The sequence below is a fragment of the Nostoc sp. WHI genome, assembly GCF_015714725.1.
GTDB lineage: Bacteria > Cyanobacteriota > Cyanobacteriia > Cyanobacteriales > Nostocaceae > Nostoc.
Genome location: NZ_WBKM01000250.1, coordinates 1 through 14,673, shown reverse-complemented (window position 1 = coordinate 14,673; position 14,673 = coordinate 1). Strand labels below are relative to the sequence as shown.

General features: G+C 41.2%; 12 protein-coding genes. 6 read left to right on the top strand and 6 right to left on the bottom strand.

Translation table 11 applies throughout. The features are described from left to right. Positions 1-321: 321 nt before the first annotated feature. Positions 322-726: a response regulator gene (locus F8S12_RS25730; RefSeq protein ID WP_196519138.1), complete on the top strand. Its 405-nt coding sequence runs from the start codon at positions 322-324 to the stop codon at positions 724-726. 12 nt (positions 727-738) lie between these two features. Here the strand turns inward: F8S12_RS25730 and F8S12_RS25725 are convergent, their stop codons facing one another. From F8S12_RS25725 to F8S12_RS25715, 3 genes are all read right to left on the bottom strand, one after another. Beyond that, on the bottom strand, positions 739-1,722 hold the full coding sequence (locus F8S12_RS25725) for a polysaccharide deacetylase family protein (RefSeq protein WP_196519137.1): 984 nt from the start codon (positions 1,720-1,722) through the stop codon (positions 739-741). A 230-nt stretch (positions 1,723-1,952) separates the two neighbouring features. Continuing rightward, entirely contained in the window at positions 1,953-2,837 is an 885-nt protein-coding gene (locus F8S12_RS25720; protein WP_196519136.1) for an aspartoacylase, read from the bottom strand. A 51-nt stretch (positions 2,838-2,888) separates the two neighbouring features. After that, positions 2,889-3,944, bottom strand: coding sequence for a glutathione S-transferase family protein (locus tag F8S12_RS25715; RefSeq protein ID WP_196519135.1), 1,056 nt, complete (start codon positions 3,942-3,944; stop codon positions 2,889-2,891). A 333-nt stretch (positions 3,945-4,277) separates the two neighbouring features. Here F8S12_RS25715 and F8S12_RS25710 point away from each other — a divergent pair, with 333 nt between their 5' ends. Further along, positions 4,278-5,510: an RNA-guided endonuclease InsQ/TnpB family protein gene (locus F8S12_RS25710; RefSeq protein ID WP_196519134.1), complete on the top strand. Its 1,233-nt coding sequence runs from the start codon at positions 4,278-4,280 to the stop codon at positions 5,508-5,510. Between the two features lie 240 nt (positions 5,511-5,750). On the opposite strand, the gene F8S12_RS25705 is transcribed toward F8S12_RS25710, so the two are convergent. Then, positions 5,751-6,818 (bottom strand): WD40 repeat domain-containing protein, encoded by a 1,068-nt coding sequence (locus tag F8S12_RS25705; protein ID WP_196519133.1) that lies wholly within the window; start codon positions 6,816-6,818, stop codon positions 5,751-5,753. Positions 6,819-7,128: 310 nt separating this feature from the next. Next, entirely contained in the window at positions 7,129-7,686 is a 558-nt protein-coding gene (locus tag F8S12_RS25700) for a ferric reductase-like transmembrane domain-containing protein (RefSeq protein ID WP_196519132.1), read from the bottom strand. Positions 7,687-8,808: 1,122 nt separating this feature from the next. On the opposite strand from F8S12_RS25700, the gene F8S12_RS25695 reads away from it, so the two are divergent. The 3 genes from F8S12_RS25695 (at position 8,809) to F8S12_RS25685 (ending at position 11,816) form a co-directional block, all read left to right on the top strand. Continuing rightward, positions 8,809-10,296, top strand: a complete 1,488-nt coding sequence (locus F8S12_RS25695) for a galactose oxidase-like domain-containing protein (protein ID WP_196519131.1) — start codon at positions 8,809-8,811, stop codon at positions 10,294-10,296. Positions 10,297-10,363: 67 nt separating this feature from the next. Continuing rightward, positions 10,364-11,323, top strand: coding sequence for a hypothetical protein (locus F8S12_RS25690; protein WP_196519130.1), 960 nt, complete (start codon positions 10,364-10,366; stop codon positions 11,321-11,323). A 346-nt stretch (positions 11,324-11,669) separates the two neighbouring features. Next, on the top strand, positions 11,670-11,816 hold the full coding sequence (locus F8S12_RS25685; RefSeq protein WP_196519129.1) for a hypothetical protein: 147 nt from the start codon (positions 11,670-11,672) through the stop codon (positions 11,814-11,816). Between the two features lie 144 nt (positions 11,817-11,960). Here F8S12_RS25685 and F8S12_RS25680 read toward each other — a convergent pair whose 3' ends face one another. Continuing rightward, positions 11,961-12,560, bottom strand: coding sequence for a class I SAM-dependent methyltransferase (locus F8S12_RS25680; RefSeq protein ID WP_196519128.1), 600 nt, complete (start codon positions 12,558-12,560; stop codon positions 11,961-11,963). 331 nt (positions 12,561-12,891) lie between these two features. Here F8S12_RS25680 and kdpA point away from each other — a divergent pair, with 331 nt between their 5' ends. Beyond that, positions 12,892-14,640 carry a potassium-transporting ATPase subunit KdpA gene (gene kdpA / locus F8S12_RS25675; RefSeq protein WP_196519127.1) on the top strand — a complete coding sequence of 583 codons (1,749 nt, stop codon included), beginning with the start codon at positions 12,892-12,894 and terminating at the stop codon, positions 14,638-14,640. Positions 14,641-14,673: the final 33 nt, after the last annotated feature.

The window sequence follows — 14,673 nt, the reverse complement described above, 5'->3', positions numbered from 1 at the left end:
TTTGCGTAGCATAACCTTTCTTGAGGTTTTGGAAAGACTTGTGTGTACACGGTATGCTTTTTAAGGGGGGAACCGGAATCAAAGTCTCCCAATTTATCGGGAGATTTAGAGTTATTGCTCTCAATGGTACAATAGTTAATAAAGGTGTGCATTGGCATTAGTAACATCATACAAAGTTCTACAGAGATACAATAGAAAATAGTTGAAAGCTATTGTTATCTACGACATTGTTACCCTTATGGATAGAGTAGAACAAAATCTTTAACCATTCTATATTTTAGATCAGCATTATTATTAGACAAAATTAAAATTTCATTTTTTATGCAATCTTCTCTGGCTCTTGCTGGCTTAAATATTCTCGTAGTTGAAGATGATGATGATATTCGCTTTTTTGTCACTACAGTATTAGAAGCAGATGGAGCCACAATCGTAGCAGTTCCATCAGCAGCCACAGCACGGGAAATATTACCCCAATTGCAACCTGATATATTAATTTCTGATATAGGTATGCCTAACGAAGATGGGTACACTTTGATCCGCAAAATACGTGCGCTCAAGCCAGATATGGGGGGAAAAGTCCCAGCTATTGCCTTAACCGCCTATGGCGATAGCGAGAGTCGTATTCGCGCTTTGAAAGCTGGCTTTCAGACTCATGTATCTAAACCAGTTGATCCAGAAGAACTAGTTGAGATTGTCGCTAATTTGTTTGCTTCTTGTAATTGGTAATAGAGGATATTTTTACCTCTTTTGAGGCACTAATACTGGTAGTTGACGAACACCAGCTACAAATTTGGCGTGTTGTCCAACAGTTAAAACATTGAACTGACTAGATATAAGTTCCAAACTTTTGTTCACTATTGCGAGCTTTTTATAGGTGGGGACGCTCATACCAGGAAAAAATGACAGTTCTGGCACATCCTCTTGACTTAAAAAGTCTGTAGGATGGAGTAGTAAAGAAGGCTGGACGCGTGTAAGTTTGCACAACCACAGGGCAATTCGCAGGTAGAGTAATGCCAGTTCAGAAGAAAATGTACTCAGATACATTATGTAACTGAAGTGAATTGGTATTTTGAAAATTGGCATGGTGGTAACGGGAATCTCAGTAAGTTTATCCTTACCCATGTGCCACTGGTAAGGTTTTAAAGGCTGCAAACCGTCTTTGAAACCGCCAAACAGAGCTTCCCGTTTCTTGCGTTCTTCCTTGCTCAGTTTACAAGTCATCAAATAATAAGCTCGTGCTATGGGCCCCAAAAATGTGGGAAAAGTCGAAGCATCATATTCGTATCCCCGCCGTGCTAAAACTTTCAATACCGCCGGAGAAAAACTGTATCCAGGCCCCCGGAAGCCGACAGGGTGTTGATGAGTGACGCGCTTGATATGTTTTTCTGCCAGCACTACTTCTTCTTCAATTTCATCCTCTGAATATAGATGTAGCCAAGGATCATGATAGAATGAATGATTGCCAATTTCGTGTCCGGCATTAGCGATCGCTTGTAATGCCTTAAAGTTCTTTTCCAGCGCCGCATCTTGACCCACAATGAACACTGTGATTGTCAAATTCCATTGCTGGAGAATATCTAAGAACCGAGGTACTGCAATATCCAGATAAGAGGGAAAAGTCTCCCAACCCGGAGCGCCCTGATTTTTTAAATAAGACCAAATATTATCCAAATCTAAAGAGAGACTGGCTATTGGTTTGTTCCCTTGTCGTTTGCTTTTCATTATAAATTCAAGTATTTGGACAATTTGAAGCGTAAATTAAGTGTTAAGTTTGGGCTTTACGCAATACGGTTCGGTTAAGGTTTTTGGATGAAAATTCTAGATCGATAAGACGCGATAAATCGTCGTCACGACGAAAGATTGATTATTGTAGAGACGGCGATTTATCGCGTCTCTTGCCTTAACCGAAACGTATTAGAGCTTTACGGGTCAAGCAAAATTTTCTCAACATCCTAGATATTGATTTGCTGTTTCTGAGTCAAACACATTGCAATTCCCTGACCGTAGTAAGCTGCTTCATTAATAAATATAGGCCAAACAGTAGATTCTCCCTCATAAAGAATTGTTTTATTATCAAAAGTCCAAAACATTGGATCTCCTGGGAGCAAGGGTTGATAATCTTTGTCTTGAAGCTCTGGATGAACCATCCCAAAGATTGTACCATCCTGTTTTTTGGGATAGTCTACAATTGATAAGTGATCATAGAGAATCAACGTCTCGTTAATTAATGGAATTTCACCCCGGTTAAACCCTTCCAGATAGTCCAAAACCGCGTGAACAAGTTCCTCCGTTTGTTGGAACAGCGTCGCTTTTAAGACACCTTGAGCAATGGGGCCAACCTCGATCGCAAAGCCTAATTCGCACAGAGAATTTAGAAATGGGTTTTCTTCAATTGACTTAAAAGAACAGCGATAAATCCTCACCAAAGGATTAATCTGGCTCAGATAAGCAGCTAACTTCAAATTTAAGGGATGACTGTTTACCAAAATAATTGTCAGACCCATATTCGCTGTACTGCTATGTAAATCTATGATGAAGTCTACTTGTTTATCCCTGTTTGATGCTAGAGTATCCTGGATTGATTTGGCTCGCAATTCTTCATAACTACCCAGAGTAGAATCTTGTAAATCTTGCTTGAGAAAACATCGGTTTAAATCCTTCTCTACATATCGCCTTGCTGTTGCAAAAGCGTTAGGATTTGCTAACAGAGTGACTGTCTCAAAACTTGGTCTAGTAATCAAGTCTGGAAACTGGTCGAATTTTTGGATCAGGTAAGCTCCCGTAAACTCATTGCCATGAGTTCCCCCGACAATTGCAACTCGATTAATCTGGTTCACGATTACACCAACTCCAGAATATAGCCATCGGGTATCAGTTCTCAATGTACCTTATGAAGCATTCACTTTGCCGATGCGATCGCGCCCATGTGGTTGATTAAGAGCCGACATATCAGGGCCATCGGGAATGATTCCACCGGGATTAAGTGGGAATAGGTTCCCGTAGTAGTCCCGCTTCACAGTATCTACATCGCAGGTATCAGCAACACCTGGAAGCTGATATAGATCACTTAGGTAGCCTCCCAAATTCTGATAGTCTCGAATTCGCCGCCTATTGCACTTAAACAACCCATAGTAGGCACTATCAAAACGAAATAACGTCGTGAATAAACGCACATCAGCCAGTGTGAGATTGTCCCCACACAGATATCGATTAGTCTGCAATGCAGTGTCAATCTCATCGAGAGTTGCGAATAGTTCATTACAGGCTTGATTGTATGCTTCCTGACTCTGGGCAAAGCCGCAGCGATACACACCGTTATTTACCGCGTGATAAATCTTCTCATTCCACCAGTCAATTTTCTCTTTGAGTTCTTCTGGGTAGAGATTAAGTGTGGGATTGTTGGCGAACTCGTTAAACTGAGAGTTCAGCATTACAATAATCTCTGAACTTTCATTATTGACAATAGTTTTTGTTTGGTCGTCCCATAAAATTGGAACTGTAACACGTCCGTTGTAGCCTGGTTCTGCCAGCTGATAAAATTCAAATAGTGTACGGCAACCCTGTTCTGCTTGGTTGAATATCCAACCGCCTTCAATGGGAGAAGGAGAGACGATACATACTGATATTACCGCTTCAAGTTTTTTAAGCGATCGCACCACCAAAGTACGGTGTGCCCAAGGACAGCCCAGCCCAACATACAGTTTGTAGCGCCCCGTTGCAGGTGGGTGTGGATTTCCTGACTCTGTGCCGATGAACTTCCGAAACTGGCTATTAGGACGAGTATACGCTCCCGACTGATTGCTAGGAGCAAGCTTTGACATCATTATGTGCCACATACTCGTCCAGACAAACTTTCCCAGCCAGATGATCAGCTTGGGAGGCAGTGTGCTGCCCTTTTTCTTTGGGAGATTTTTATCGTCATCCATTGGAGTTGAGTTGATCATGGCGACAATCTTGCTTTGGGAGCGATTGACATTACCACTGTATCTGCCGTTCGATTTCTAGTGGAAACTTTTCCACACCTACAACACACCTAAGTTTTACTACTTCAACTTTACTACGCTTTGCCTGTACTTTATAAGGAAAATGCTGACAACCCCTGAGAAACAGCAACGCAGTTGCGTTTTTCGTACTTTAGGCTCTTGATGAAAGCTAGTTGAGTCCTTTAGGACTCCGTGTTTCGACTCCGCTCAACACAAGTGAAGTTTTGTTTGACATTGATTGTTAGTTTATACCAAGAATGATAGTATAAATATGTAGTTGGTTGGGTCGAACCGATGATAATTTACGAGTTCAAAGTCAAAGGAAAAGACAAGCAGTATAGAGCGATAGACGATGCTATTGTTACTAGTCAGTTCATCCAGAACAAGTGTTTACGTCACTGGATGGACAACAAAGACAAGAAAATTGACAAGTATGCATTAAATAAATATTGCGCTGTACTTGCCTCTGAATTTCCTTTTGCCGATGAACTTAATTCAATGGCTAGACAGTCTGCTGCTGAACGCGCATGGTCTGCAATATCACGGTTTTACGACAACTGTAAAAAGAAAATCAAGGGTAAAAAGGGGTTTCCTAAGTTTAAAAAACATTGTCGTTCGGTTGAATATAAGACTACTGGGTTAAAACTTTCCGCTAATCGTAAAGCGATTACTTTCTCTGATAAGAAAGGCATTGGAACTTTGAAGTTAAAGGGAACCTACGACCTTAATTATTACGACATCAAGCAAATTAAGCGTGTCCGTTTAGTACGTCGTGCTGATGGTTACTATACTCAATTTGCCATTGATGTTCAAATTAAAGTTGAAACACAGCCAACTCTCCAGGTAGTTGGTATTGATTTAGGTTTGAAGTATTTCATTGCCGATAGCAAAGGTTCGGTTGAGCCTGCACCTAAGTTTTACCGTAAATCCGAGAAAGCTTTAAACCGAGCTAATCGTAAAAAGTCCAAGAAGTTCAGCGCCATAAAGAAAAAAACCAAGGTTCGACAATCTAACAACTACCACAAAGCACGAGAAAGGTATGCGCGTAAACATTTAAGAGTAAGTAGGCAGCGAAAAGAGTATTGCAAAAAATTAGCTTACTCCGTCATCCAATCTAACGATTTGGTCGCCTATGAAGATTTAAATGTCAAAGGTATGGTCAAAAACCGACATTTAGCCAAGTCAATATCTGACGCTGGTTGGTCAACTTTTCGTCAATGGTTAGAATATTTTGGGCATAAATATGGGAAGGTAACGGTTGCTGTGCCTCCCCACAATACAAGTCAAAATTGTTCTAACTGTGGTCAAAAGGTTAAGAAGTCTCTATCTACAAGAACCCATGTTTGTCCTCACTGTAACTATGTAGAAGATAGGGACGTAAACGCCAGCATCAATATTCTCAAATTAGGACTAACTACGGTGGGGCACACCGGAAGCTACGCTTGGGGAGATTTGCCCTCTTGGGCGGTTGGCGCAAGCCTGTCGTCTAACGGCGAGTCAGGGAACCAAGAATCCCCGTCTCAATAGAAGCGGGGAGTGTCAAATTATGCTCATTGCGAAAAATCACTAAACTTTACCGTCTGATGTCTGTTATTTACGAATAGCATATCAAATATGCGATCGCACTCAAAAGGTAATCGTTCAGCAAGTGGGCTGTCGGCGCACTTGCTGAACGATTACTTGAACGAGATATCCACGTCGAGAAAGCCCCTAAATTCTATTTATGGGGGTACGCCGAACAGGCGAATTTATGACAAAATAACCTACTTACAAACGCTGTAACTTTGACTCCGACGTGGAACTAGATTTAGTTTGACTGAAAACAGATACAGGCCAGATTTTGATAGTTTCGTCTCCACTGCTACTAGCTAAAGTATTACCTTGAGGGCTAAAAACAACTGACCAAACAGGTTTGGAATGCTCTGCCAAGTTGCTTAATAATTTGCCTGTCGATACTTGCCACAGCTTGATAGTTTTGTCATAGCTACCACTGGCAATTTGCTGTCCATCCGGGCTAAAGGCAATTGACCACACCACCGAGGAATGTCCGGTTAGTGTGTGAATAACTTGCCCATTGCTAGGCTGCCAAATCTTGATAGTCTTATCCGCACCGCCACTAGCAAGAAGTTGCCCATCGGGACTAAAGACAATTGACCTAACTGCCCCTGAATGTTTCGCCAGCACACGCAACGCTTTGCCATCGCCTAACTGCCAAATCTTGATGATGCCATTTTCACTACCACTAGCTAAGGTATTACCTTGAGGACTAAAAGCGATAGACCTTACCCAATCTACATCTGGAAGCGTATGCAGTAGTTTGCCAGAGTGCAAATTCCACAAGCGGATGGTTTTGTCAGCACTGCCACTAGCTAGTAACATTCCATCAGGACTGATGGCAATTGCCTTTACATCATCTGTATGACCTTCGAGGGTATTAATGAGGGTATCAGTTTTTAAATTCCACAACTTAATTCGGTTATCCCAGCTACCACTGGCAAGGATATTCCCATCAGGACTGATGGCGAGGGATTCAACTGCATCGGCATGTGCTTTTATGGTGTGGAGTAATTTGCTACGTTGCAGATTCCAAATTTTGATCATGCCGTCATAACTGCCACTGGCTAAAGTCCTGCCATCCGGGAAAAAAGCGAGTGCATAAACCCAGGCTGAATGCCCTTTAAGAGTACTAGAAGATTGAGTATTTGTCCAAGATTTAGAGGTAGATGTGAGCGTTTTTGATTCTGAAAGCGATTTAGACCAGAAGATCCCAACAGGAGTCGCCATTGCCGTTATTACTAAGGTGGCTAAAACTTTTATATAAGTTGGCTTTGACATTATAAAAAGAAGCTCCATTTACAAAACAAGTACCACAATTCATGAAGCTATTTAACGCCGGGTAAGGACATCTAATTTGAATGGTATTGTCGAGATACCTGCTATTGATGGCAAGACTCTTAGAAGTTCCTACAACAGAGAGCAGAATAAATCAGCCCTAGATATTGGTCACTGCATAGGCAAGCCAAAGTAGCTGATAAATCGAATGAAATCACAGCAATTTCTGCCCGATTAAAACTGCTTAAATTAAAAACGTGCTTACCCTGCTATTTCATGCTGTTTACTGGAGATTTTCGTTGAGATGTTTTTACTATTTAATGCTATTTGCTGGCAATTTTAGTTCAGATGTTTTACCATTCATTTTTTGTTGTTTATTCTGGTGTTCAATCCATAGTCTGACGAGGAATAAAACTGTTATTCCGCTAATAGCCACGATTCCAATTGGTGTTAAATATGTCCAGTGACCTGACATCTTGTCCCAAATATGCCAGATTAAAAGAAACATAGCCCAGTAAGTCAATTGATGTAACTTCTTCCAGTTCTTTTTGAGTCTCTTTACACTCCAGTCGTTAGAGGTAATGGCCAAAATTGTAAAAATCGTGAAAGTGGCTACTCCCTGACAATAGATCCAATATGTCTTGAAATCAAAAAAATCAAAGTTTCTTTTTTGGACTAAGAAAAATCCATGAGCTAAAGCAAAAAAGAAAGCGAAAATACCAATGTGGCGACGATATTTCAACAGTATTTTAGGAATGCTAGTCTGTCGTACCTCCGGAAAAACAATCCTTAAAATTGTGGGAGACAATGTGACAATATAGCTAATTAATGCCAAAAATCCCAGGATATTATCCAACGGTGCTGTATCCATTATCACGGCGATCGCTCCCCTTTTTCAAATTCAATCTATGATATCTGGTCGATCAAAAACCCATAAATTACCAATTTCTCTCTGTTCTGGAGTGCGGATAGTTCTGTTAAAAGGGGCGGATATAGACTTTCATGCCGAGTTAGAATCTATGATCGAGACTAAGTGTCTGAGTACAGATATGATTAGATTGCTTACAACGGCTATTCAATTGTTGATTCCCTTTTATCATTTGGTTTATCCACTTTGTTTTTACCATTTAACACATAATATAGCAATCCGAATTAAATATATATCTGTTATCTTATCGGAAAAACTATATAAACTTTATAATTAGCTATATGGATATTTTTTCTCTCCCAAAGATTTAATAATGCTATATTTAATAATTGCTTAATTAATTTTTATAGTTGTATTTTGAACATCAGAAATGCTTTGAAAAGCGCACTTGATACTATGTACCAGTGACGAGAGTCTTTCTGTTAAGCTCAATCGAGTGGTTTTCAAATATTTTCAGCAACCAACTATTAATCTAAACTTAACTTTTATACTTGTTTTCTTTAACCTTCATCTAGTTTTTAGCTGGTATTGTGAGTAATAAATAATTCTTATAAGCTTCATAATTGTCTGTGTGGATATTTGTTCCTAAGATTAAAAATTTTATATCTTTTAAAAGGTTGCCTATCATTCAACGTAGCCCAGATGAGAAGGTCAATAAAAATATATCTATTAGTTTCAGGCAGGGTAGGCTATGTACTTTTGCTCACATCATTTCTTAACATTAAATAAGCCTAATGACGTATTCATATAGATACACCTTTAGAAATAAACTCTTTAAATCAATACCTTTGCCAAAATAAGAGCCAACAAAAATTTGGGCAAAAATGGCAAAATGACCCATACATAAGCGTTTAGCTTATAAGGTAGCTTGGAATATCAAACCCTTGATACTACGGACAATACGTTAAAAAACCTTGTGGGAAACCTTGAAGGAATTTTTAGGACTTATTGTTTTTGCCAAGCCTCAGAGAAAAGGGAGTTCAGATATCAACTCACCCTCGTAAATTGGCAAAGGTATTGTAAATAGCAAAAAATAAAATTTACGTAGGAGTAATTGCAAATAAAGTGATTCAACCTAATAACAAGGCTATCCTCGGAGATGAAACGGATTTAGGGACTTTTATAGCTCAGGCCACTACTACAGACCAATGGCAAGTATTGCCGTATAATGCTCCCATCGTACCCATACATGCCGCTCTACTTCGTACTGGTAAGGTATTGTTTTTCTGTGGCTCAGGGAATGATCCCGCTCGGTTAAATACTCCTTATGACAGTGTGGTTTGGGATGTAAGTAAGGGAACCTTTTCCCGTCAACCGCCTCCATTGGATAGTAATAATCAACCTATTGACCTTTTTTGCGCTGGTCATTCCTTCCGCCCTGATGGTCTGTTAATGGTTGCGGGTGGAACTCTGCGTTATGACCCATTTTATGGTTCGCTCTGGGCTTTTATGTTTGATCCCATTACCGAGAAATGGCTCAAGAGACAATCAATGAATAATGGTCGCTGGTACCCTACTGTGTTAACACTAGGCAGTGGTCGGATCTTTGCACTGTCTGGGCCGGATAAAGATGGCAGGCTTAACAGACAACCAGAAATTTACTCTACTACATTTCCAAATGGTTGGAACGCTTTTCCAACAACTAGTCCCTTCCCGGCATACGCGCATCTGTTTCTACTAAGTAGTGGAACCATTTTTTATTCAGGTGCCCAGATGGGCGGCAACAATGGAGTACCACCAACGATACTAACCCTGCCAGGAACATTTACGCAATCCATTACAGAAAAAGTGGTGACAGGGTTGCAAGCCCCAACTTTCGGTAACCAAAGTGCCAGTGTGCTTTTACCACCAGCACAAGACCAAAAAGTCATGATTATCGGTGGGGGTAGTGGTAATACAGCAACAAACAGGGTAAATATTGTAGATTTAAAAGCTACTAACCCAACTTACGTAGCAGCCAGTTCTCTAAACTATGCTCGGATGCATCACAGCGCAGTTTTGTTGCCCGATCGCACAGTGTTTGTTTGCAATGGTAGCAAAATGAGTGAGGACACAACACAATCAATGCTGCCAGCAGAAATCTACAATCCAGCCACAAATACCTGGACAGTAGTAGCTAAACAAATTGTCCCCCGCGTATATCACTCGGTGGCCTTGCTCCTGCCAGATGGTAGGGTAGCCATAGCTGGGGGTAATCCTAGACGGACTGTCAATGAACTGCGATTAGAAATTTACAGTCCTGCATATATGTTGCGGTCACGACCAATCATTCAGACCGCTCCTCAAACATTGAATTACGGAGTGCAATTTACGATTCAGACACCCCAAGCTGGAAATATTAAATGGGTTAGTCTAATTAGACCAATGGCAACCACCCATTCCTGCGATACAGAACAAAGGTTAGTGGATGTAGTGATTAATTCTAGGAACACTACTTCTCTCAATGTCACGCTAATAAACAACCGAAACATAGCACCACCAGGCTGGTACATGCTTTTTATTAGTGATAACAATGGGACACCCTCAGTCGCATGGTGGACGCGATTAATTTAGTCTTACCCGTTTACGTTTGATACGCAGCTTTTACCCAATAAAAGTTATTAATTTTAGGAGTGTAAATATGTACAAAGTATCACGGCGACGGTTTGGCCAGCTAGCACTTGCTGGAACTATAGGATCTGGGCTTAGTTATCTAAGCAACAAAGCTCTGGCGCAAACACCAGGTTTAAAAATTATAGGTATAGGTTCTGGCCCGATTATCAGCACTGACCAAACAGCTATTCCAGAGGTAGACACCACTGAATTAGACAGCACTGTCCCAAATAGCTTACCTAGAGCTATTAAACCTGTAGAATTTGTTTTTCAATCCTTAATTACAGGAAAGGCTCAACTTCCAACTTTACTAACCTCTGAGGTACTTGCGGATCAAAGTATACCTTTATTGGAGTCTGATGAGATATTTAGTGTGAGTGGCTTCACTTCTTTAAGCGATGGCACACTTGTCGTTGCCATTTCTCCTGTCACCACTAGTAGGAAACAGGCGACACCTACTCGCATTACATTTTTTGGTAAGCCCATAAAAACTTTGATAGTCTCAGGACTTAAACAGAACCAACAGCTTGGGAGTTTGCTTGGCACTAATGATGGGCGACTCATCGGTCTAGTAGGTAAGAATAATGGTACACCGCCTATCAGATTGGTAGATATTAACCTTCAAACAGGAGAGATAAGTTTTATTAGTAAGGTTAAATTCCCGAACGATGAGCGGGTGGGTAATCTCGCTGAGTGTCCAGATGGAAAACTCTATACTTCCTTGCTTGGAAAAGATGGTGATACAACTCTGGTGCAGCTCGACTCAAATCAAAAAAACCCGATCAGACTGGCACAATTGAAAGTTAATGGTCAAGCATGGAATAATGGCTTACAAAGCTTAGTTTGCTCTGGAGCAGGTCAACTTCTGGCCTTTGGAGCTATGAGATATGAGACACCTAATGCTGTATATTCTGTGGATATAGCCAGTGGAAACATGACTCGGCTACAAAACTTTGATACCGCCCAGATTACGCTTGCTCGTGGGTAGAAGGGATTGAGTTAAATAAGGCTTTCCTCGTTCCTGGGCTGCCGCCTGGGAATGCATTCATTGAGTCTCTGGCTCAATGTCTAACTGGAGGCAGAGCCTCCCACTAGGCATTCCCAGTCGGAGACTGGGAACGAGAGAATACCGCCCAGATTACGCTTGCTCGTGGGTAGAAGGGATTGAGTCGATATCTGGAAAAAAAGTACCAAGCCCTCATCTTGCCTTGAGGGTTTTTTATTAGACCTCTTGCATAAATAATTTTTTGTCTCACGCAAAGGCGCAAAGGCGCAAAGAAGAAAGCGAAAAGAAGGACTTTTGCAAGAGGTCTATTGATTAGGGATTAAGACTATTGAATTCGGGTGGTTGTTTATTGAATTCGGGTGGTCGTTTATTGAATTCGGGTGGTCGTTTATTGAATTCGGGTGGTCATTTATTGAATTCGGGTGGTTGTTTATTGAATTCGGGTGGTCGTTTATTGAATTCAAGCAGTGGTTAGGGTTGGGTAAAACCCAGATTCTTGAACAACTTCAGACTTGTGTGTACACCGTAGCCTTACTAAGGAGAGGGAAAGATTTACCTTTGGGTAAAGCTAGGGTGAGGTTTTTTGCGATTACACTTATGCTGCTGCTGCAATGATTAGTTAGGTCTTTTGAGCAATGATATAAACATGATTTTCAGGATATTGGTCAAATTCGAGATGACGGCATTGGCAGTGATGCTCAGTGAGAATCCGCAAAAAACCATTTACTCCCAAAGTGCTGTACTCAAAGTCCTGACCTTGAAATGCCCCAGAAATCTCACAGTTTGTATGTGTGCCACCACATGTAAATAAAAGCACCCCATCAGGTTCAAGAGCATCGCATAGCTTTTTCATAACAGGCTCTTGCATATTTAACGGCAGATGAAAAGTGCTGTCCCAAGCAGAAATAAAGCTATAAAGTTTCTGAGGAATCCAAGAGCAGATGTCTTGTATGTAAAACGTGGTTTCTGGATGGAGATGCTTGGCTAAATTTATCATTTCTCTAGAAATATCAAGTCCTTCAGCCTGAAATCCATGCTTGGATAAGACGTTGATAAAACGTCCGCTACTTCCACACCCTATGTCAATAGCTGAGTGCCTCTTAGAAGTAAATTTTATAGCCTGCTCCAATTGAGCGATCGCATAGAGCGAATTTTGATGCTCAGTCTGCCACCATTGGGCAATTCGATCATATCGGGCGGCTGTATCTTTCGGCTCCATAATGATGTAATGATATAACTATTTATTATATTGAAAACTCGCAAGTTTGCAAAAATAGGTATTACTAAACCTATCTTAAGCAAGCGATCGCTCTATAAATTTCTATACTTGCAGATATATATCAAAACAAACGATCTATATCTAAGTTTAAATATAAATTTATACCTTGTGTTCTTTGAAAAAAAGCTTCATAATTAACCTGAAAAGTGCATATTCATCAAGCAATAAATAACTCTGAGCTAAAAGAAAATTTCTCATATTTTTTGATCGGTCACAGGAACATAATCTGATATAATCTCAACCTAACTCATGTCGGAGTTCGACGAATCTAATGTTACAAGGATGGATTCAAATTGTATTAACGCTACTAATTGTAGTAGCGATCGCTCCCTTTTTTGGGCGCTATATGGCGCGTGTCTATTTAGAGCAAAGTACTTTTCTCGATCCGATTTTGAATCCGGTTGAGCGATCGCTTTATTCGTTGGTAGGCGTTCAAACCAAAGAAAACATGACCGGCTGGCAGTATGGGCGGGCAATCCTCTACAGCAACGTAGCAATGGGTTTGCTGATTTTCTTGATCATCATGAATCAGGGATGGTTGCCCCTCAATCCCACGGGAATAAATGCCCCAACTTGGGACACAGCCCTGCATACGACTATTTCCTTTATTACTAATACCAACCAGCAGCACTATTCTGGTGAAACCTCCATGAGCTATGCCAGCCAAATATGGGGACTTGGTTATCTTATGTTCACCTCATCGGCGACTGGTTTGGCGGTGGGGATTGCTTTTATTCGGGGATTGACTGGGAGAACGTTGGGCAACTTTTATGTAGACGTAATTCGCTCAATTACCCGAATTTTGCTGCCTATTTCCATTGTGGGCACCATCGCCTTGATGATATCTGGCGTTCCCGAAACACTGGGGGGTGCAGTTGTATTGCCTACCTTGGAAGATCCAAATATTAGTCAGGCGATCGCTCGTGGCCCCGTTGCTCATTTTGAAATTATCAAGCAATTAGGGGAAAATGGTGGCGGCTTTTTCGCTATCAATTCGGCACACCCATTTGAAAATCCCAACGGATTTTCTAACTTGATTCAAATTGTGGCGATGATTTCTATTCCCAGTTCTTTGATTTACACCTACGGTTTATTTGCTAATAACACTAAGCAAGCTTGGTTAGTATATGGCATGGTTAGTGTGCTTTTCATCGTATTTGTGATTATCAATGGCATTGGTGAATACAACGGCAACCCGGCTGTAAATGCACTTTTGGGAAGTCCGCAACCAAATTTAGAGGGTAAAGAAGTGCGGTTTGGTTGGGCACAATCTGCCTTATTCGCAACAGTTACCACAGGCACGATGACCGGCGCTGTTAATAGTTTACACGACTCATTTATGCCCAATGGCGGTTTCGTCACCCTTTCCAATATGTTCCTACAAATTATTTGGGGTGGACAGGGTACAGGAACCGCTTACTTATTTACTTACCTGATTTTGGCAGTGTTCGCTACAGGGTTGATGGTGGGACGTACACCAGAATTTCTTGGACGCAAGATTGAAAAGCGGGAAGTTGTGCTTGCTAGTTTCTTGCTTTTGCTGGTTCACCCGATCGCTATTATGATTCCCGCAGGCATCACCCTAGCATTTGCTGACCAACTATCAGGAATTAGTAATCCCGGCTTTCATGGCTTTGCTCAAGTCATCTATGAATTCGCCTCAGCTGCTTCTAACAACGGTTCTGGGTTTGAAGGTTTGGGCGATTCACAACCGTCTCCAATAGCGATGTCTGCGACGGGCGCAAAAACCACTGCAACTGCCCTGTGGTGGAATCTAAGTACTTGCTTCAGTTTATTAGCTGGACGCTATATTCCAATTTTGGGTTTGCTGTTTTTAGCAGATAGTATGTCGCGTAAGCAAGCTGTTCCTTACACGACTGGTACATTGCGAACCGATACCGGACTATTTATAGGCGTTACCGCAGGTGTGATTTTAATTTTGGGCGCACTTACATTCTTCCCAGTATTAGCATTAGGCCCCATTGGTGAAGCCTTTTTTATCGCCAAAGGTGTTGGGTAGGGAGTGGGGAGTGGGGAATGGGGAATAGGGAAT